Here is a 13,767-nt window from a genome sequence, read left to right as displayed (position 1 = left end):
ACACCAACCCGTGCCCTATGCCGGAGGCACCCCCGTACTGCTCCGCACCACCAGGCTCGTCGCCAGCTCCACCCGGGTCGCCGACGACGGCGGCTCGTGCCTCCCCAGGTCGAGCACCAGCCGGGCCGCCGCCTCGGCCATCTCCATCAGCGGCTGCCGTACGGTCGTCAGCGGCGGCCCCACCCACCGGGCCACCGGCAGGTCGTCGAACCCGACCACGCTCAGGTCCTCCGGGATACAAAGGCCCAGCTCACGGGCGGCCTCGTACAGGCCGAGCGCCTGCAGGTCGTTGCCCGCGAAGACGGCCGTCGGCCGGTCCGGCTGCCGCAGGAGCTCAAGGCCCAGCCGGTAGCCGGCCTCGTGGTGGAAGTCCCCGGCCTTGACCAGCCCCGTGTCCACCGGCAGCCCGGCGGTCTCCAGCGCGGCCCGGTAGCCGTCCACCCGGGCCCGGCTGCACATCATCCGCGAGGGCCCGCTGATCGCGCCGATGCGCCGGTGGCCCAGCTCGACCAGATGCCGGGTGGCCGCCAGTCCGCCCTGCCAGTTCGTCGCGCCGATCGACGGCACGTCGTCCCCCGGGTCCCCCGCCGGGTCCATCACCACGAACGGAATGGACCGGCTCGTCAGCAGCGCGCGCTGGGACTCGTCGAGCCCGGACAGCACGAGCACGACCCCGTGCGGGCGGCGGGCGGCGACCTGGTCGGCCCAGGTGCGGCCGGGGGTCAGCCGCCCCGCGCTCTCGGACAGCACCACGCTCAGCCCCTCCTCACGGGCCACGTTCTCGACGCCCCGGATGACCTCCATCGCCCAGGCGCTCTCCAGCTCGTGGAAGACCAGGTCGATGAGGGGCGAGCGGGACGCCTCGGCGCGGCGGCGCCGGTAGCCGTACTCGCGCAGGAGCTCCTCGACGCGGGTGCGGGTCGCGGGGGCGACGTCCGCACGGCCGTTGAGCACCTTCGAAACAGTCGGAGCCGAGACCCCCGCCTCTCGGGCGATCTCGGCGAGCGTCGCGGTCTGCGTGGAGTGTGCTCTTGTCGAGGTTTCCTCGGACTTCGGGGGCTTCATGGGCGGGATCGTAATCGCTGCACGCCCCCTTGACGAACCCTTTCGACGGCCATACGTTCCCGGAACATTCGAAATACCATCCGAAACATTCGCGACGCGAGTGAGCCGGAGGGGCGCGCCTGTGTCGATGTGCCGAGGGTGCGAGCGCGCGGCGGCCGGAAGGGCCGAGCACGGTCGTGCTCTCGATACAGGCCGGAACGCCCCGGAGGTGAACGAGCCGAAAAAAAGGGGTGTCGTCATGGGGCCGAGCAGACGGTCGAGCAGCGGATCAGGCAGCGGATCGGGTAGCGGGTCGAGCAGCGGACAGTCCACCGGCGACGGCGCGGCCGCCCGGACGTTCAGCAGGCGCTGGGTCCTCGGCGCGGGGGCAGCCACGTTCCTCACCGCCGGGACCACCGGTCTCACCGCCTGCGGCTCAGGCAGCGGCTCGGGCGGCGACGGGAGCACCATCACCGCCTTCGTGTACGGCGACGACGCGGTCAAGGTCCAGGAGGCGGGCGTCAGCCGCTTCAACAAGTCGGCCGCCGCGAAGTCGGCCGGCGGCACGGTCGAGCTCCAGAAGGTCCCCGGCTCCGACTACTCCCCCAAGCTCCGTACGGCCATGGGCTCGCCCAGCGCCCCTGACGTCTTCTTCAACTGGGGCGGCGGCTCCATCAAGGCGTACGAGGAGGCCGGACAGCTGGTCGACCTCACCGACATCATCGAGAACGACCCCGCGCTGAAGAACGGCTTCCTGCCCTCGGTGCTCGCGGCCGGTGACCTCAAGGGCCGCCATTACGGCATACCGATGCGCGGCATGCAGCCCGTGATCCTCTTCTACAACAAGTCCGTCTTCGCCGAGCACAACCTCCAGCCGCCCGCCACCTGGGACCAGTTGCTCGACATCAACACCAAGCTGAAGAAGGCGGGCATCACCCCGTTCGCGCTCGGCGGCTCCGACATCTGGCCCGAACTGATGTGGCTGGAGTACCTGGCCGACCGCATCGGCGGACCCGGGGTCTTCAAGCGCATCCAGGACGGCGACGCCGAGGGGTGGGCCGACCCGGCGATGCTCAGGGCCGCCGAGATGGTCAAGGAACTCGTCGACGACGGCGCCTTCGGCTCCAAGTTCACCTCGGTGTCGTACGTCAACGGCGGTGCCCCCGCGGTCTTCGCCAAGGGCAGGGCGGCGATGCATCTGATGGGTTCGTGGGAGTACTCGACGCAGCTCGGCAAGTTCCCGGACTTCGCCAAGACGAACCTGGGCTGGGCCGCCTTCCCCGAAGTCGAGGACGGCACCGGCGACATCCGCAATGTCGTCGGCAACCCCACCAACTACTGGTCGATCAACAAGCGCACCAAGAACCAGGACCTGGCGGTCGCCTTCCTCAAGGACTGCGCGTCGGAGGCGTACGCCAAGGACCTCATCGACCTCGGCGACGTACCGACGACATCGAACGCGGCCCAACTCCTCGACTCCGCGCCCAACCCCGAGTACGCCAGGTTCCAGTACGACATGGTCCAGCAGGCCCCGGCGTTCCAGCTCTCCTGGGACCAGGCGCTCGGGGACGGGCTGGGCACGAAGATGCACACGGAGATCAGCAAGCTGTTCGCCGGGCAGTCGTCGCCGGGTGAGTTCGTGGCGGCCTGCAAGGAGCTGAAGTGAGCGCCACGCTCGACGAACGGCCGCCCATCCGGACGACAGGGGTGAAGGGCACCCGGGTCGGGCGCCCGCACGCCGCCTGGGCCCTGCCCGGTCTCCTCTTCTTCGCCTTCTTCGCCGTCGTCCCGATGGGCCTCGCCTTCTACCTCTCCTTCACCTCCTGGGACGGCCTCGGCGACCCGCAACCGGTCGGCCTGGACAACTGGCGGAAGCTGCTCGACGACCCGCGCCTCACCCAGTCCCTCTGGCTCACCGTCCTGCTGACGGCCGCCAGCTGGGCCTTCCAGACCGTCGTGGCGCTGCTGCTCGGCGTCTGGGCGGCGGGCCGGCAGCGCAACCGCGCGCTGCTCTCCGCGATCTTCTTCGTCCCGTTCCTGCTCTCCTCCACCGCCATCGCGCTGCTCTTCTACGCGCTGCTCGACCCGAACTTCGGCATCATCCAGAAGGACATCCTCGGCTCGTCCAGCGGGGCGTTCCTCGCGATCGTGTTCGTCGGCGGCTGGCAGTTCATCCCGTTCCACACGCTGATCTACCAGGGCGGAGCCCGCCAGATCCCCGCAGTCCTCTACCAGGCGGCGGCCATCGACGGCGCGGGCCGCTACCGCCAGTTCTTCTCGATCACGCTGCCGCAGCTGCGCCACACCATCACGACGTCCACGGTCCTGATGGTCGTCGGCTCACTGACGTACTTCGAGACAGTCCTGATCCTGACCAAGGGCGGACCGGGCACCGACACCGCGATCCTGCCGTACCTGATGTACGAGGCGGGCTTCAAGAGCTACGACTTCGGCTACGCGAGCGCCATCGCCTCGTTCCTGGTGCTGGCGGCCACCGGCCTGTCCCTGCTCCTGGTGAAGCTGACCGGCTTCGGCACCATGCGCAGCACGCGCGAAGGGATGTGACGCGGTGTCACACAATACGTTGCCGCGTCCCGCGAAGACCCGGGAGCCGGGCGCCCGGCAGCCGTCGAAGGACCCGCGCCGCCGCCGGCACTGGACGAAGCGCGCCAACCCGGTGGCGGGCGCCGGCTCCTTCCTCTGGCTCATCGTCGTCATCGTCCCGATCTACGCGATGCTGTCGGCCTCCCTGACCGGCCAGGACAAGGCGCTCACCGGCAACCCCCTGAAACCGCCCACGAGTCCGACCCTCGACAACTACAACACGGTCCTCAACTCCGGCTTCGGCCACCTGCTCACCAACACGGCGATCGTGGCGGTCGCGGTGGTGGGCATCGTCCTCGCCCTGTCCATCCCCCTGGCGTACGTCGCCGTCCGCACCCGCGACAGCTGGTCGAACGCGGCCTTCCGGATCTTCCTCCTCGGCGTGGCGATCCCGGCCCAGGCGGTCGTCGTACCCCTCTACCTCCTGATCTCCGAACTCAACCTGTACGACACCTTGCTGGCGGTCATCCTGCCGACGGCGGCCTTCGCGATGCCGGTCTCGGTGCTGGTGCTGGTCGGCACGTTGCGGGACGTCTCGGAGGATCTGTACGAGGCGATGGCCCTGGACGGCGCGTCCCCGCTGCGGATGCTGTTCCAGCTGACGATCCCCATGGCCAAGGGCGGCATCAGCACGGTCGTCATCTACGCGGCGCTGCAGGCCTGGAACGGCTTCATCTTCCCGCTGATCTTCACCCAGTCCGACGGCCCGCGCGTGCTGACCCTCGGCCTCTTCAACTACGTCAGCCAGTTCGGCGTCAACATCCCCGCACTGCTCGCCTCGGTCGTCCTCTCCGGCATCCCGATCTTCGCCGTCTACCTGGTGGCCCGGCGCGCGCTGGTGGGCGGCCTGATGGGTGTGGGCGGCAAGTGACGGCACACTTCGAACACACCCCAGCCTCTCCGGACTCCCCGGCCTTCCTCTGACAGGAGTTTCATGACCAGCCCCTGGCGTGACACCGCCCTGCCCGCCGCCGCCCGCGTCGACGACCTCCTCTCCCGTATGACCCTGGAGGAGAAGAGCGCCCAGCTGTACGGCGTGTGGGTGGGCGCCGCCACGGACGGCGACGGGGTCGCTCCCCACCAGGACGACATGACCGAGTCCTTCGACTTCGACGAGCTGATCACCCGAGGACTCGGCCAGCTCACCCGCAACTTCGGCACCGCCCCCGTGGACCCGGCGCTGGGCGCGCTGGCACTGGCCCGCGCCCAGCGCCGTATCGCCGGGGCGAACCGCCTGGGCATCCCGGCTCTCGCCCACGAGGAGTGCCTGGCCGGCTTCACCGCCTGGGGCGCGACCGCCTACCCGGTCCCCCTGGCCTGGGGCGCGACCTTCGACCCCGCCCTCGTCGAGGAGATGGCCCGGCACATCGGCCGCGACCTGGCCTCGGTGGGCGTCCACCAGGGCCTGGCCCCCGTCCTCGACGTGGTCCGCGACCCGCGCTGGGGACGGGTCGAGGAGACCATCGGCGAGGACCCGTATCTGGTCGGCACGATCGGCGCGGCGTACGTACGGGGCCTGGAGTCGGCCGGGATCGTCGCCACGCTGAAGCACTTCGCGGGGTACGCGGCATCGGCGGGGGCACGCAACCAGGCGCCCGTACGCGCGGGCGTACGCGAGTTCGCGGACGTGACCCTGCCGCCGTTCGAGATGGCCCTGCGCGAGGGCGGCGCCCGCTCGGTGATGGCCGCGTACACGGAGACGGACGGCGTCCCGGTGTCGGCGGACCCGTATCTGCTCGGCCGCCTCCTGCGCGACGAGTGGGGCTTCGCCGGCACGGTCGTCTCCGACTACTTCGGCATCGGCTTCCTTCAGACCCAGCACCGTGTCGCCGGCACCCGCGCGGAGGCCGCCCACGCGGCCCTGACGGCGGGCGTCGACGTCGAACTGCCCACCCTGCGCTGCTACGGCGACGCGCTGGTGGAGGCGGTACGGGAGGGCTCGGTCCCCGAGTCCCTGGTGGACCGCGCGGCCCGCCGGGTCCTGCTCCAGAAGTGCGAGCTGGGCCTGCTGGACGAGGACTGGGCCCCGGAACCGCCGACGACGGTCGACCTGGACCCCCCGGAGAACCGCGCCCTGGCCCGTCGCCTGGCCGAGGAGTCGGTCGTGCTGCTCACCGATCCGGACGAGGTGCTTCCGCTCCCGCCGGACGCCCGGATCGCGGTGGTGGGCCCGAGGGCCGACGACGCCCTGGCGATGCTGGGCTGCTACTCCTTCCCGTCCCACGTGGGCACCCTCCACCCCGACACCCCGCTCGGCATCGAGATCCCCACCGTCCTTCAGTCCCTGCGCACGGAACTGCCCGACGCGAAGACCACGTACGCCCTCGGCTGCGACACCTCGGACGACGACACCGGCGGCTTCCCTGAGGCGGTGGCCCGCGCCGCCGAGGCGGACGTCTGCGTGGCCGTCCTCGGCGACCGGGCGGGCCTCTTCGGCCGGGGCACCTCAGGCGAGGGCTGCGACGCGGAGGACCTCCGGCTGCCCGGCGTCCAGGGCGCGTTGCTGGACGCGCTGGCGGCGACGGGTACGCCGGTGGTGCTGGTCCTGCTCACCGGGCGCCCCTACGCGCTCGGCCGCTGGGAGGGCCGGCTCGCGGGCGTGGTCCAGGCGTTCTTCCCCGGAGAGGAGGGCGGCCCGGCGGTGGCGGGAGTCCTGTCGGGCCGCTCCAACCCCTCCGGCCGCCTCCCCGTGAGCGTCCCGGCCCGCCCCGGCGGCCAGCCCTGGACCTACCTCCAGCCACCCCTCGGCCTGGCGGGCGGCTCCAGCAACCTGGACCCGACGCCGCTGTACCCCTTCGGGCACGGCCGCTCCTACACGACGTTCGCCTGGGAGGACTTCGAGGGCCCGGGGGCGGAGATCGGCACGGACGGCTCGTACGACGTGAAGGTCACCGTCCGCAACACCGGCGACCGCGCGGGCGCGGAGGTCGTCCAGCTCTACCTGCACGACCCCGTCGCGTCGGTGACCCGGCCCGACGTGCGCCTGATCGGCTACCAGCGCGTCGACCTGGCCCCGGGCGAGGCCACCCGCGTCGCCTTCCGCTTCCACACCGACCTGTCGTCCTTCACCGACCGCACCGGCCGCCGCATCGTCGAACCGGGCGCTCTGGAGCTGCGCTTGGCGGCGTCCAGCACGGACGTTCGGCACACGGCGACCCTGACGCTGACGGGCCCGGAACGGGTGCTCGGCCACGACCGGCGGCTCCGCTGCGAGACGGAGGTGACGCGGGAGGCCTGAACCGGCCTGAACCGCCGATCACTCACCGGCCCCGGGGACGTCGGGTGAGGCCGGGGGCTGGTGGTCCTCCACCGCCTCGAAGCGCCACCGATGCACCGCCCGGGTCACCAACTCCCCCTCCGGCTCCGGCAGTTCGGGCAGCTCGGCGTCGTACGGGGCGTCCCACCAGGTGATGACCAGCACGCGGTCCCGGGGCGCGCGGAACGTCTCCCGGCGCAGGGGCGGGCGGGGCAGCTCCTGCGCCCGGGCCCACGTCAGGAGCTCCTCGCCGCGGCCCTCGGTGGCGCGGGCCTCCCACATCAGGGCGACGGTCACGAGTACAGGTTCCCCTCGCCGACCTCGTGCACATGGTCGTGGCCCGGCACATGCGGGTCCGTCACCGGCAGCGAGGAGTCCGCCGACAGGTCCCAAGCCGAGGCGGCACGCCCCCGGGCGACCATCTCGGCGCCGAGCGCGGCCACCATCGCCCCGTTGTCCGTGCACAACTTGGGCCGCGGGACCCTCAGTTCGATCCCGGCCGCCTCGCAGCGGTGCCGGGCGAGGGCGCGCAGGCGGGAGTTGGCGGCCACGCCACCGCCGATCATCAGGTGGTCGACACCCTCATCCTTGCAGGCCCGTACGGCCTTGCGGGTCAGCACGTCGACCACGGCCTCCTGGAAGGACGCGGCCACATCGCGCACCGGGACCTCCTCGCCGGCCGCCCGCCTGGCCTCGATCCAGCGGGCCACGGCGGTCTTCAGACCGGAGAAGGAGAAGTCGTACACCGGGTCGCGCGGCCCGGTGAGACCACGCGGGAAGGCAATGGCCCGAGGATCGCCCTCCTTCGCGTAACGGTCGATGACCGGCCCGCCCGGGAAGCCCAGGTTCAGTACGCGCGCGATCTTGTCGAAGGCCTCGCCCGCCGCGTCGTCGATGGTCGACCCCATCGGCCGTACGTCGGAGGTGATGTCCGAGGAGAGGAGGAGGGACGAGTGGCCGCCGGACACCAGCAGCGCCATCATCGGCTCCGGCAGGGCGCCGTGCTCCAGCTGGTCGACGCAGATATGGGAGGCGAGGTGGTTGACGCCGTACAGCGGCTTGCCGAGCGCGTAGGCGTACGCCTTCGCCGCCGACACCCCGACGAGCAGCGCGCCCGCGAGCCCCGGACCGGCGGTGACCGCGATGCCGTCCAGGTCCCTGGCCGAGACACCGGCCTCTTTCAGGGCGCGTTCGATGGTCGGCACCATCGCTTCGAGGTGGGCGCGGGAGGCGACCTCGGGGACCACACCGCCGAAGCGCGCGTGCTCGTCGACGCTCGACGCGACCGCGTCCGCGAGCAGGGTGGTGCCGCGGACGATGCCGACGCCGGTCTCGTCGCAGGAGGTCTCGATGCCGAGGACGAGGGGCTCGTTCCTGGAGTCAGCCATTGATCTCGGTTCCTTGTCGGCCGTGCACGGAAGTGGAGGGGTCGGTCAGCCGCATCACCAGGGCGTCCACGTTCCCCGGCTGGTAGTAGCCGCGCCTGAAGCCGATCGCCTCGAAGCCGAAGCGCTCGTACAGCTTCTGGGCGCGGACGTTGTCGACCCGGCATTCGAGCATCACCTCGGCGCACTCGAACGCGGTCGCGATCCGCAGCAGCTCGGTCAGCAGCCGCGCGCCGAGCCCGGTGCCCCACTGGTCACGGGCGACGGCGATGGTCTGTATGTCGGCAACCGCGGCGAAGCCGCTGTCAGATCCGGTACCGGAGGCGGCGAGCCCCGCGTACCCGACGAGCCGGTCGTCGTCCATGGCCACCAGATACCGGCGGGTCGCGCCCGGCCCTCTCGCATGGGCCAGTTCGGACCAGAACATGCCCCTCGACCAGGCGTCCTCGGGGAAGAGGGCCTTCTCCAGCTCCAGTACGGGATCGATGTCCCACCAGCGCATCTCGCGCAGCTGAGGAGGTGCGGCTCCGGTCACTTGGGGGTGACCACCTTGTAGTTCTTGGGGACCTGCGCGTCGGGGCGGCGCAGATAGAGGGGCCGGGGGGCCTGGAGCTCCTCCCCCGCGGCGAGTCTCTCGACCGCCAGCGAGGCGAGCGCGGACGCCGACATGTGCTCGGGCTCGCGCGCGACGGGGAAGGTGTCCGGGTAGAGCAGCGCGCCGGCGCCGACCGCGGGCAACGCTCCGATGTCATCGATGCCCAGGTCGCCCGGCCGGTCGACGGCGGGCTCCGTGACGCGCGTACGGCGGTCCTCATAGCGCGCCCAGTACACCTCTTTCCGCCGCGCGTCCGTCGCGACCACGAACGGCTCGTCGAGCCCGGACGCGTACGCGAGCCCGTCGAGCGTGCACAGCCCGTGCACGGGCACGCCGAGCGCGAGTGAGAAGGTGTCGGCGGTCATCAGGCCGACGCGCAGCCCGGTGTACGGGCCGGGGCCGGTGCCGACGACGATGCCGGTGAGGGCGTCGAGGCGGGTACCCGCCTCGGCGAGGACCCGGTCGACGGCGGGCAGCAGGAGTTCTCCATGCCGGCGCGCGTCCACCTGGCTCGACGCGGCGACGACGTCCGTCCCGTCGTGCAGCGCGACGGTGACGGCGGGAGTGGCGGTATCCAGAGCGAGCAAGAGCACGCAAACAGCCTACGGCGCTTCGGCCGGGGGCACGGCCCGCCCGGGATGCCGTACACCTGCTGCTACCGTCACAGCAAAGACGTACGCGGTACGAGGGGCAGTACGAGAGGTGGGCGCAGAAGGTGGCCAGTAGCAGCTCGGGATTCGTGGCCGGGCTCACCGTGGCGGCCGTCGCCGCAGTCGGTTTCCTCGCCTACCAGGCGTCGGCGAACGCGCCCGACGACCTGGGCAGGCCGTCCGTATCCCAGTCCCCGGCGGGTGTGAAGTCCCGGGCTCCCGAGGAGAAGCAGGACCCGGCGGCCCTGCCCCAGGCCTCCGGCAGCGGCGAACGCGTCGTCTACGCGCTGGGCACCGACCGGGTCTGGCTGGTCGGCGCGAACGGCAAGGTCGAGCGCACCTTCGAGGTCACCCCGAGCACGGTCGACCCGGCCCCGGGCACCTACTCGGTCACGTCCCGCTCGAACTCGGTCACCGGCTCCGACGGCGTGCCCATCGAGCACGTCGTCCGCTTCACCAGCGTCGACGGCGTCACCATCGGCTTCAGCGCGGCCGTCGACGGCTCGACCCCGGAGCCGGACCCGACCAGCAGGACGGGCGGCATCCGCGAGTCGCGCGCGGACGGCGACGCGATGTGGGCGTTCGCGACGATCGGGGCGAAGGTCGTCGTCGTTCAGTAACGAGAGCGGCGACAGCGGCGACAGCCGTGGCTACGCGGCTTCGCGGTGTTCTACGACCGGTTCCGGCGTCCGCGGCTCCGGCGCCCGCGGCGGTGTGGAGATGGCGTCCGCCGCCGCGCACGAGGCGAGCAGGTCACGCATGGACACCCCGGCGACCGCGTACGGCTGCCGCTGCTGCACCCCGCTGTTCTCGGAACGGTGCTCCGACCGGTTCTCCGAGTGGTGTTCCGAAGCCGACATGGACGCCTCCTGGGACCTGGGGGCGGGCGTAGTTAGGTAGACCTAACTACGGACTGGATACCATGTGACCACGGCCGGGACACCCGGCGCAACATTTTGCCGACGTATTGTCGGAACGTCTTCTCGGAACGTTCACGAAGGTCAGAGCTCAAAGCCGGCCCTCAGGCGGAGAGCACACTCAGATCCACCGCGGCCCACCGCTCCCCGAGCCCGGTCACCGTCACATGCCGTACCTCGTCGGTGGTGTCGCCGACCGCCCGGTGGATGACGACGTGCAGCCGGTCGTCCGTCAGCTCCTCGACCTTGCCCTCGCCCCACTCCACGACGATCACCGAGTCGGGCAGTGACACGTCGAGGTCCAGGTCCTCCATCTCGTCGAGCCCGCCGCCCAGGCGGTACGCGTCGACGTGGACCAGGGGCGGCCCGTCCCCGAGGGAGGGGTGCACGCGCGCGATGACGAAGGTCGGAGAGGTGACCGCGCCCCGTACCCCGAGCCCCTCGCCGAGCCCGCGGGTCAGCGTCGTCTTGCCCGCGCCGAGCTCTCCGTCGAGCATCACGAGGTCGCCGGCGCGGAGCAGCTTGGCCAGGCGGCGGCCCAGCTCCCGCATCTGGTCGGGGGAGTTGACGGTGAGCTGGACGGTGGCCTGCGACATGGGGGCCTCAGCCGGGTCGTGCGGTGCTGCTGGTGCTTCCATAACCACTTACGGTAGCCCCTGCCGGGACGGCACCCGCGCGCGTGAGGAGGTCGGCGAGGCGGTCTATGACGACCTCGGGATGCTCCAGGATCACCAGGTGCCCGGCGTCCGGCACGAGCACCAGCTCGGCCTCCGGCAGCAGGTCGGCGATGGCCTCGCTGTGCTCGCTCGGGGTGACGAGGTCCTGGACCCCGGCGAGGACGAGCACCGGCAGGTCGGCGAAGTGCGCCAGGGCCTCCGTCTTGTCATGCTCGGTGAACGCCGGGTAGAACTCGGCGACCACGTCGATCGGCGTGCCCTCGATCATCCGCTCGGCGAACCGCGTGACCGCCGGGTCGACGTCCCGGGTCGCGAACGAGTACCGCTTGATGATCCCGGCGAACAGGTCGGCCGTGGCCCGCCGCCCGCGCTCCACCAGCTCGGCCTGCTGGCCCAGCGCCTTCAGCACACCCGGCAGAAAGCGCCGTACGGCGTTGACGCCCGCGACCGGCAGCCCGAAGTTGACCTCGCCGAGCCCTCCCGACGAGGTGCCGACCAGGGCGACGGCGACGACCCGGTCGCGGATCAGCTCGGGGTAGTGGTCGGCCAGCGCCATCACCGTCATGCCGCCCATGGAGTGCCCGACGAGCACGATGGGCCCTTCCGGCACTGCCGCGTCGATGACGGCCTTCAGGTCGCGTCCCAGCTGGTCTATGGAGACCGGCTTCTGGCCCTGTACCTGGCCCGCCCCGCGCGCGGAGCGGCCGTGGCTGCGCTGGTCCCAGTGCACGGTCCGGACGACTCCGCGCAGCGCGGCCCGCTGGAAGTGCCAGGAGTCCTGGTTCAGGCAGTAGCCGTGGCTGAAGACGACGGTGACGGGGGCCGGGGCCTTGCGGCCGAAGAGCCGGCGGCGCCTGGTGGTCAGCGCGGCCTCCGGGTCGGCCTCGTCGACCTCGTAGTACAGCTCGGTGCCGTCGTCCGCGTACGCCGTGCCTGGCGTGCCGCGCACCGCCCCGTACGGTCCCGCCGAGTCCAGCGCGAGCCGGGCCTTCTGGCGCATGCCGCGGCCCACGGTGAGCCGCTCGATGGCGACACCGGCGGCGGCGCCCGCGGCGACCACGCCTATCGCGGCGCCCACGACACCGGCCCGGCGCCAGTTCCCGGCGGCGGAGGCGGCCGAGGCCGCGCTCGCGACGGCCTCGGCGGCCTCCGCGCTGCTCTCGCTCACGTCCCGCTCCTCACCTGTGCCTCAACGGCTTGTCCATACCGGCTTACCCCTGCGTGGTTTCCCGTCTTGTGCGGGGTTTCCCGTCTTGCTCGTTCTTCACCCGGACGTCGGCATCCGACGTCGTCATCTGGAGGTCTCGTCATCCACTGTCATCCACGTAGACGCGGGGAACACGGGTTCCGATCCGGGTCACGATTTCGTACGCGATGGTCCCGGCCGCCTGCGCCCAGTCCTCGGCGGTGGGCTCGCCCCGGTCACCGGGACCGAAGAGCACCGCCTCCTCTCCCGGAGACGGCTCGTCCCCGCCGAGGTCGACCACGAACTGGTCCATGGCGACCCGCCCCGCGACCGTCCGCCACTTGCCGCCGACGAGCACGGGTCCGGTGCCGGAGGCATGGCGGGGGATGCCGTCCGCGTATCCGACGGGCACGAGGCCGAGGGTCGTGGCGCCGGGCGTGGTGTAGTGGTGCCCGTAGCTGACGCCGTGGCCCCCCGCGACGTGCTTCACCAGCGCCAGCGCCGCGCTCAGCGTCATCACCGGCCGCAGCCCGAAGTCGGCCGGACTGCCCAGCTCCGGGCTGGGCGAGATCCCGTAGATCGCGATCCCGGTCCGTACGAGGTCGAAGTGGGCTTCGGGAAGCGTCAGGGTGGCGGGCGAGTTGGCGATGTGCCGTACCTCCGGCCGTACGCCCCGTTCCTCGGCGTACGCCATCATCTCCCGGAAACGCGCCAGCTGCGCCTGGACGGACGGATGGCCCGGCTCGTCGGCGCACGCGAAGTGCGACCAGAGCCCGGTGACGCCGATCAGCCCGTCGGCTTCCGCCCGCAACGCCCCGGCGACGAGGTCCGCCCAGTCGTCCGGCTGGCATCCGTTCCGCCCGAGTCCGGTGTCGGCCTTGAGCTGCACACGCGCGCGTGCACCCGCTTGCGCGGCCGCCTCGGTGACCTCCTTCAGGGCCCACGCCCCGCTGACCGACACGTCGAGACCGGCCTCGACGGCCTCCCGCCAGGGCCCGCCGGGCGTCCAGAGCCAGCACATGATGCGCCCGTCCAGCCCGGCCGCCCGCAGCGCCAGCGCCTCCTCCGGCGTGGCCGTCCCCAGCCAGGTCGCACCCGCCTCGACCGCCGCCCGGGCACACGGCACCGCCCCGTGGCCGTACGCGTCCGACTTCACGACGGCCATCAGCGCGGCCCCGGGCGCCAGGGCGCGCAGGGTCCGCACATTGGCCCGCAGCGCGGCCAGGTCGATCTCGGCACGGGCGCGCAGGGGGGCGCTCCGCGGTGGTGCTGTCTCAGTCATCGCGCCCAGTGTCTCAGAGGGGGCTGACAGGGCCCGGTGCGGTCAGTGCGGTCAGTGCGGTCGCCACTCGGCAACTCGCCGACGAGGGCCGTGCTCGTGGCCGTGCCCGATGCCCGTGCCCATGGCTGCTGCCCGTGCCCGTGGCCGCGGTCTGCCGTACGCGGTCCGGCA

At 71.9% G+C, this 13,767-nt stretch carries 14 protein-coding genes; 5 read left to right on the top strand and 9 right to left on the bottom strand.

The features are described from left to right. Positions 1-15 precede the first annotated feature (15 nt). On the bottom strand, positions 16-1,065 hold the full coding sequence (locus tag ACWD3C_RS00215; protein ID WP_451138371.1) for a LacI family DNA-binding transcriptional regulator: 1,050 nt from the start codon (positions 1,063-1,065) through the stop codon (positions 16-18). Positions 1,066-1,303: 238 nt separating this feature from the next. On the opposite strand from ACWD3C_RS00215, the gene ACWD3C_RS00210 reads away from it, so the two are divergent. The 4 genes from ACWD3C_RS00210 (at position 1,304) to ACWD3C_RS00195 (ending at position 6,886) form a co-directional block, all read left to right on the top strand. Continuing rightward, on the top strand, positions 1,304-2,710 hold the full coding sequence (locus tag ACWD3C_RS00210; RefSeq protein WP_451138369.1) for an ABC transporter substrate-binding protein: 1,407 nt from the start codon (positions 1,304-1,306) through the stop codon (positions 2,708-2,710). Next, on the top strand, positions 2,707-3,609 hold the full coding sequence (locus ACWD3C_RS00205) for a carbohydrate ABC transporter permease (RefSeq protein ID WP_451138367.1): 903 nt from the start codon (positions 2,707-2,709) through the stop codon (positions 3,607-3,609). Before ACWD3C_RS00210 ends, ACWD3C_RS00205 begins: the two co-directional genes overlap by 4 nt. A gap of 19 nt (positions 3,610-3,628) precedes the next feature. After that, positions 3,629-4,519, top strand: coding sequence for a carbohydrate ABC transporter permease (locus ACWD3C_RS00200; protein WP_451138746.1), 891 nt, complete (start codon positions 3,629-3,631; stop codon positions 4,517-4,519). Positions 4,520-4,582: 63 nt separating this feature from the next. After that, positions 4,583-6,886 carry a beta-xylosidase/alpha-l-arabinosidase gene (locus ACWD3C_RS00195; RefSeq protein WP_451138365.1) on the top strand — a complete coding sequence of 768 codons (2,304 nt, stop codon included), beginning with the start codon at positions 4,583-4,585 and terminating at the stop codon, positions 6,884-6,886. 18 nt (positions 6,887-6,904) lie between these two features. Here the strand turns inward: ACWD3C_RS00195 and ACWD3C_RS00190 are convergent, their stop codons facing one another. Genes ACWD3C_RS00190 through tsaB form a run of 4 tightly spaced genes read right to left on the bottom strand, consistent with a single transcriptional unit; the run spans position 6,905 to position 9,477 of the window. Then, the gene (locus tag ACWD3C_RS00190) at positions 6,905-7,201 is read right to left on the bottom strand and encodes a hypothetical protein (protein ID WP_451138363.1); all 297 of its coding nucleotides are present in this window, start codon (positions 7,199-7,201) and stop codon (positions 6,905-6,907) included. Next, positions 7,198-8,292 (bottom strand): tRNA (adenosine(37)-N6)-threonylcarbamoyltransferase complex transferase subunit TsaD, encoded by a 1,095-nt coding sequence (tsaD, locus tag ACWD3C_RS00185; RefSeq protein ID WP_451138361.1) that lies wholly within the window; start codon positions 8,290-8,292, stop codon positions 7,198-7,200. The genes ACWD3C_RS00190 and tsaD overlap by 4 nt, the downstream gene beginning before the upstream one ends. Then, positions 8,285-8,791 carry a ribosomal protein S18-alanine N-acetyltransferase gene (gene rimI, locus ACWD3C_RS00180; protein WP_451138744.1) on the bottom strand — a complete coding sequence of 169 codons (507 nt, stop codon included), beginning with the start codon at positions 8,789-8,791 and terminating at the stop codon, positions 8,285-8,287. The genes tsaD and rimI overlap by 8 nt, the downstream gene beginning before the upstream one ends. A gap of 29 nt (positions 8,792-8,820) precedes the next feature. Further along, entirely contained in the window at positions 8,821-9,477 is a 657-nt protein-coding gene (tsaB, locus tag ACWD3C_RS00175; RefSeq protein WP_451138359.1) for a tRNA (adenosine(37)-N6)-threonylcarbamoyltransferase complex dimerization subunit type 1 TsaB, read from the bottom strand. Between the two features lie 122 nt (positions 9,478-9,599). On the opposite strand from tsaB, the gene ACWD3C_RS00170 reads away from it, so the two are divergent. Next, entirely contained in the window at positions 9,600-10,154 is a 555-nt protein-coding gene (locus ACWD3C_RS00170; RefSeq protein WP_451138357.1) for a hypothetical protein, read from the top strand. A gap of 30 nt (positions 10,155-10,184) precedes the next feature. Here ACWD3C_RS00170 and ACWD3C_RS00165 read toward each other — a convergent pair whose 3' ends face one another. The 4 genes from ACWD3C_RS00165 to alr form a co-directional block, all read right to left on the bottom strand. Further along, positions 10,185-10,394, bottom strand: coding sequence for a hypothetical protein (locus ACWD3C_RS00165; protein ID WP_451138355.1), 210 nt, complete (start codon positions 10,392-10,394; stop codon positions 10,185-10,187). A gap of 161 nt (positions 10,395-10,555) precedes the next feature. Further along, on the bottom strand, positions 10,556-11,089 hold the full coding sequence (tsaE, locus tag ACWD3C_RS00160) for a tRNA (adenosine(37)-N6)-threonylcarbamoyltransferase complex ATPase subunit type 1 TsaE (protein ID WP_451138353.1): 534 nt from the start codon (positions 11,087-11,089) through the stop codon (positions 10,556-10,558). Next, positions 11,055-12,296: an alpha/beta fold hydrolase gene (locus ACWD3C_RS00155; protein ID WP_451138351.1), complete on the bottom strand. Its 1,242-nt coding sequence runs from the start codon at positions 12,294-12,296 to the stop codon at positions 11,055-11,057. Before ACWD3C_RS00155 ends, tsaE begins: the two co-directional genes overlap by 35 nt. Positions 12,297-12,435: 139 nt before the next feature. After that, positions 12,436-13,596 carry an alanine racemase gene (alr, locus tag ACWD3C_RS00150; RefSeq protein ID WP_451138349.1) on the bottom strand — a complete coding sequence of 387 codons (1,161 nt, stop codon included), beginning with the start codon at positions 13,594-13,596 and terminating at the stop codon, positions 12,436-12,438. Between the last annotated feature and the right edge of the window lie 171 nt (positions 13,597-13,767).

The organism is Streptomyces sp. NPDC002845, assembly GCF_053591955.1.
Note: the sequence above shows the minus strand (reverse complement) of the source record. Positions and strands in the feature narration are given on the sequence as shown.

Bases quoted from the DNA above. Each gene is read 5' to 3' on its own strand.
- ACWD3C_RS00215 (WP_451138371.1), bottom strand. From the start codon at position 1,065: ATGAAGCCCCCGAAGTCCGAGGAAACCTCGACAAGAGCACACTCCACG.
- ACWD3C_RS00210 (WP_451138369.1), top strand. From the start codon at position 1,304: ATGGGGCCGAGCAGACGGTCGAGCAGCGGATCAGGCAGCGGATCGGGT.
- ACWD3C_RS00195 (WP_451138365.1), top strand. From the start codon at position 4,583: ATGACCAGCCCCTGGCGTGACACCGCCCTGCCCGCCGCCGCCCGCGTC.
- tsaD (WP_451138361.1), bottom strand. From the start codon at position 8,292: ATGGCTGACTCCAGGAACGAGCCCCTCGTCCTCGGCATCGAGACCTCC.
- rimI (WP_451138744.1), bottom strand. From the start codon at position 8,791: ATGCGCTGGTGGGACATCGATCCCGTACTGGAGCTGGAGAAGGCCCTC.
- ACWD3C_RS00165 (WP_451138355.1), bottom strand. From the start codon at position 10,394: ATGTCGGCTTCGGAACACCACTCGGAGAACCGGTCGGAGCACCGTTCC.
- tsaE (WP_451138353.1), bottom strand. From the start codon at position 11,089: ATGGAAGCACCAGCAGCACCGCACGACCCGGCTGAGGCCCCCATGTCG.
- alr (WP_451138349.1), bottom strand. From the start codon at position 13,596: ATGACTGAGACAGCACCACCGCGGAGCGCCCCCCTGCGCGCCCGTGCC.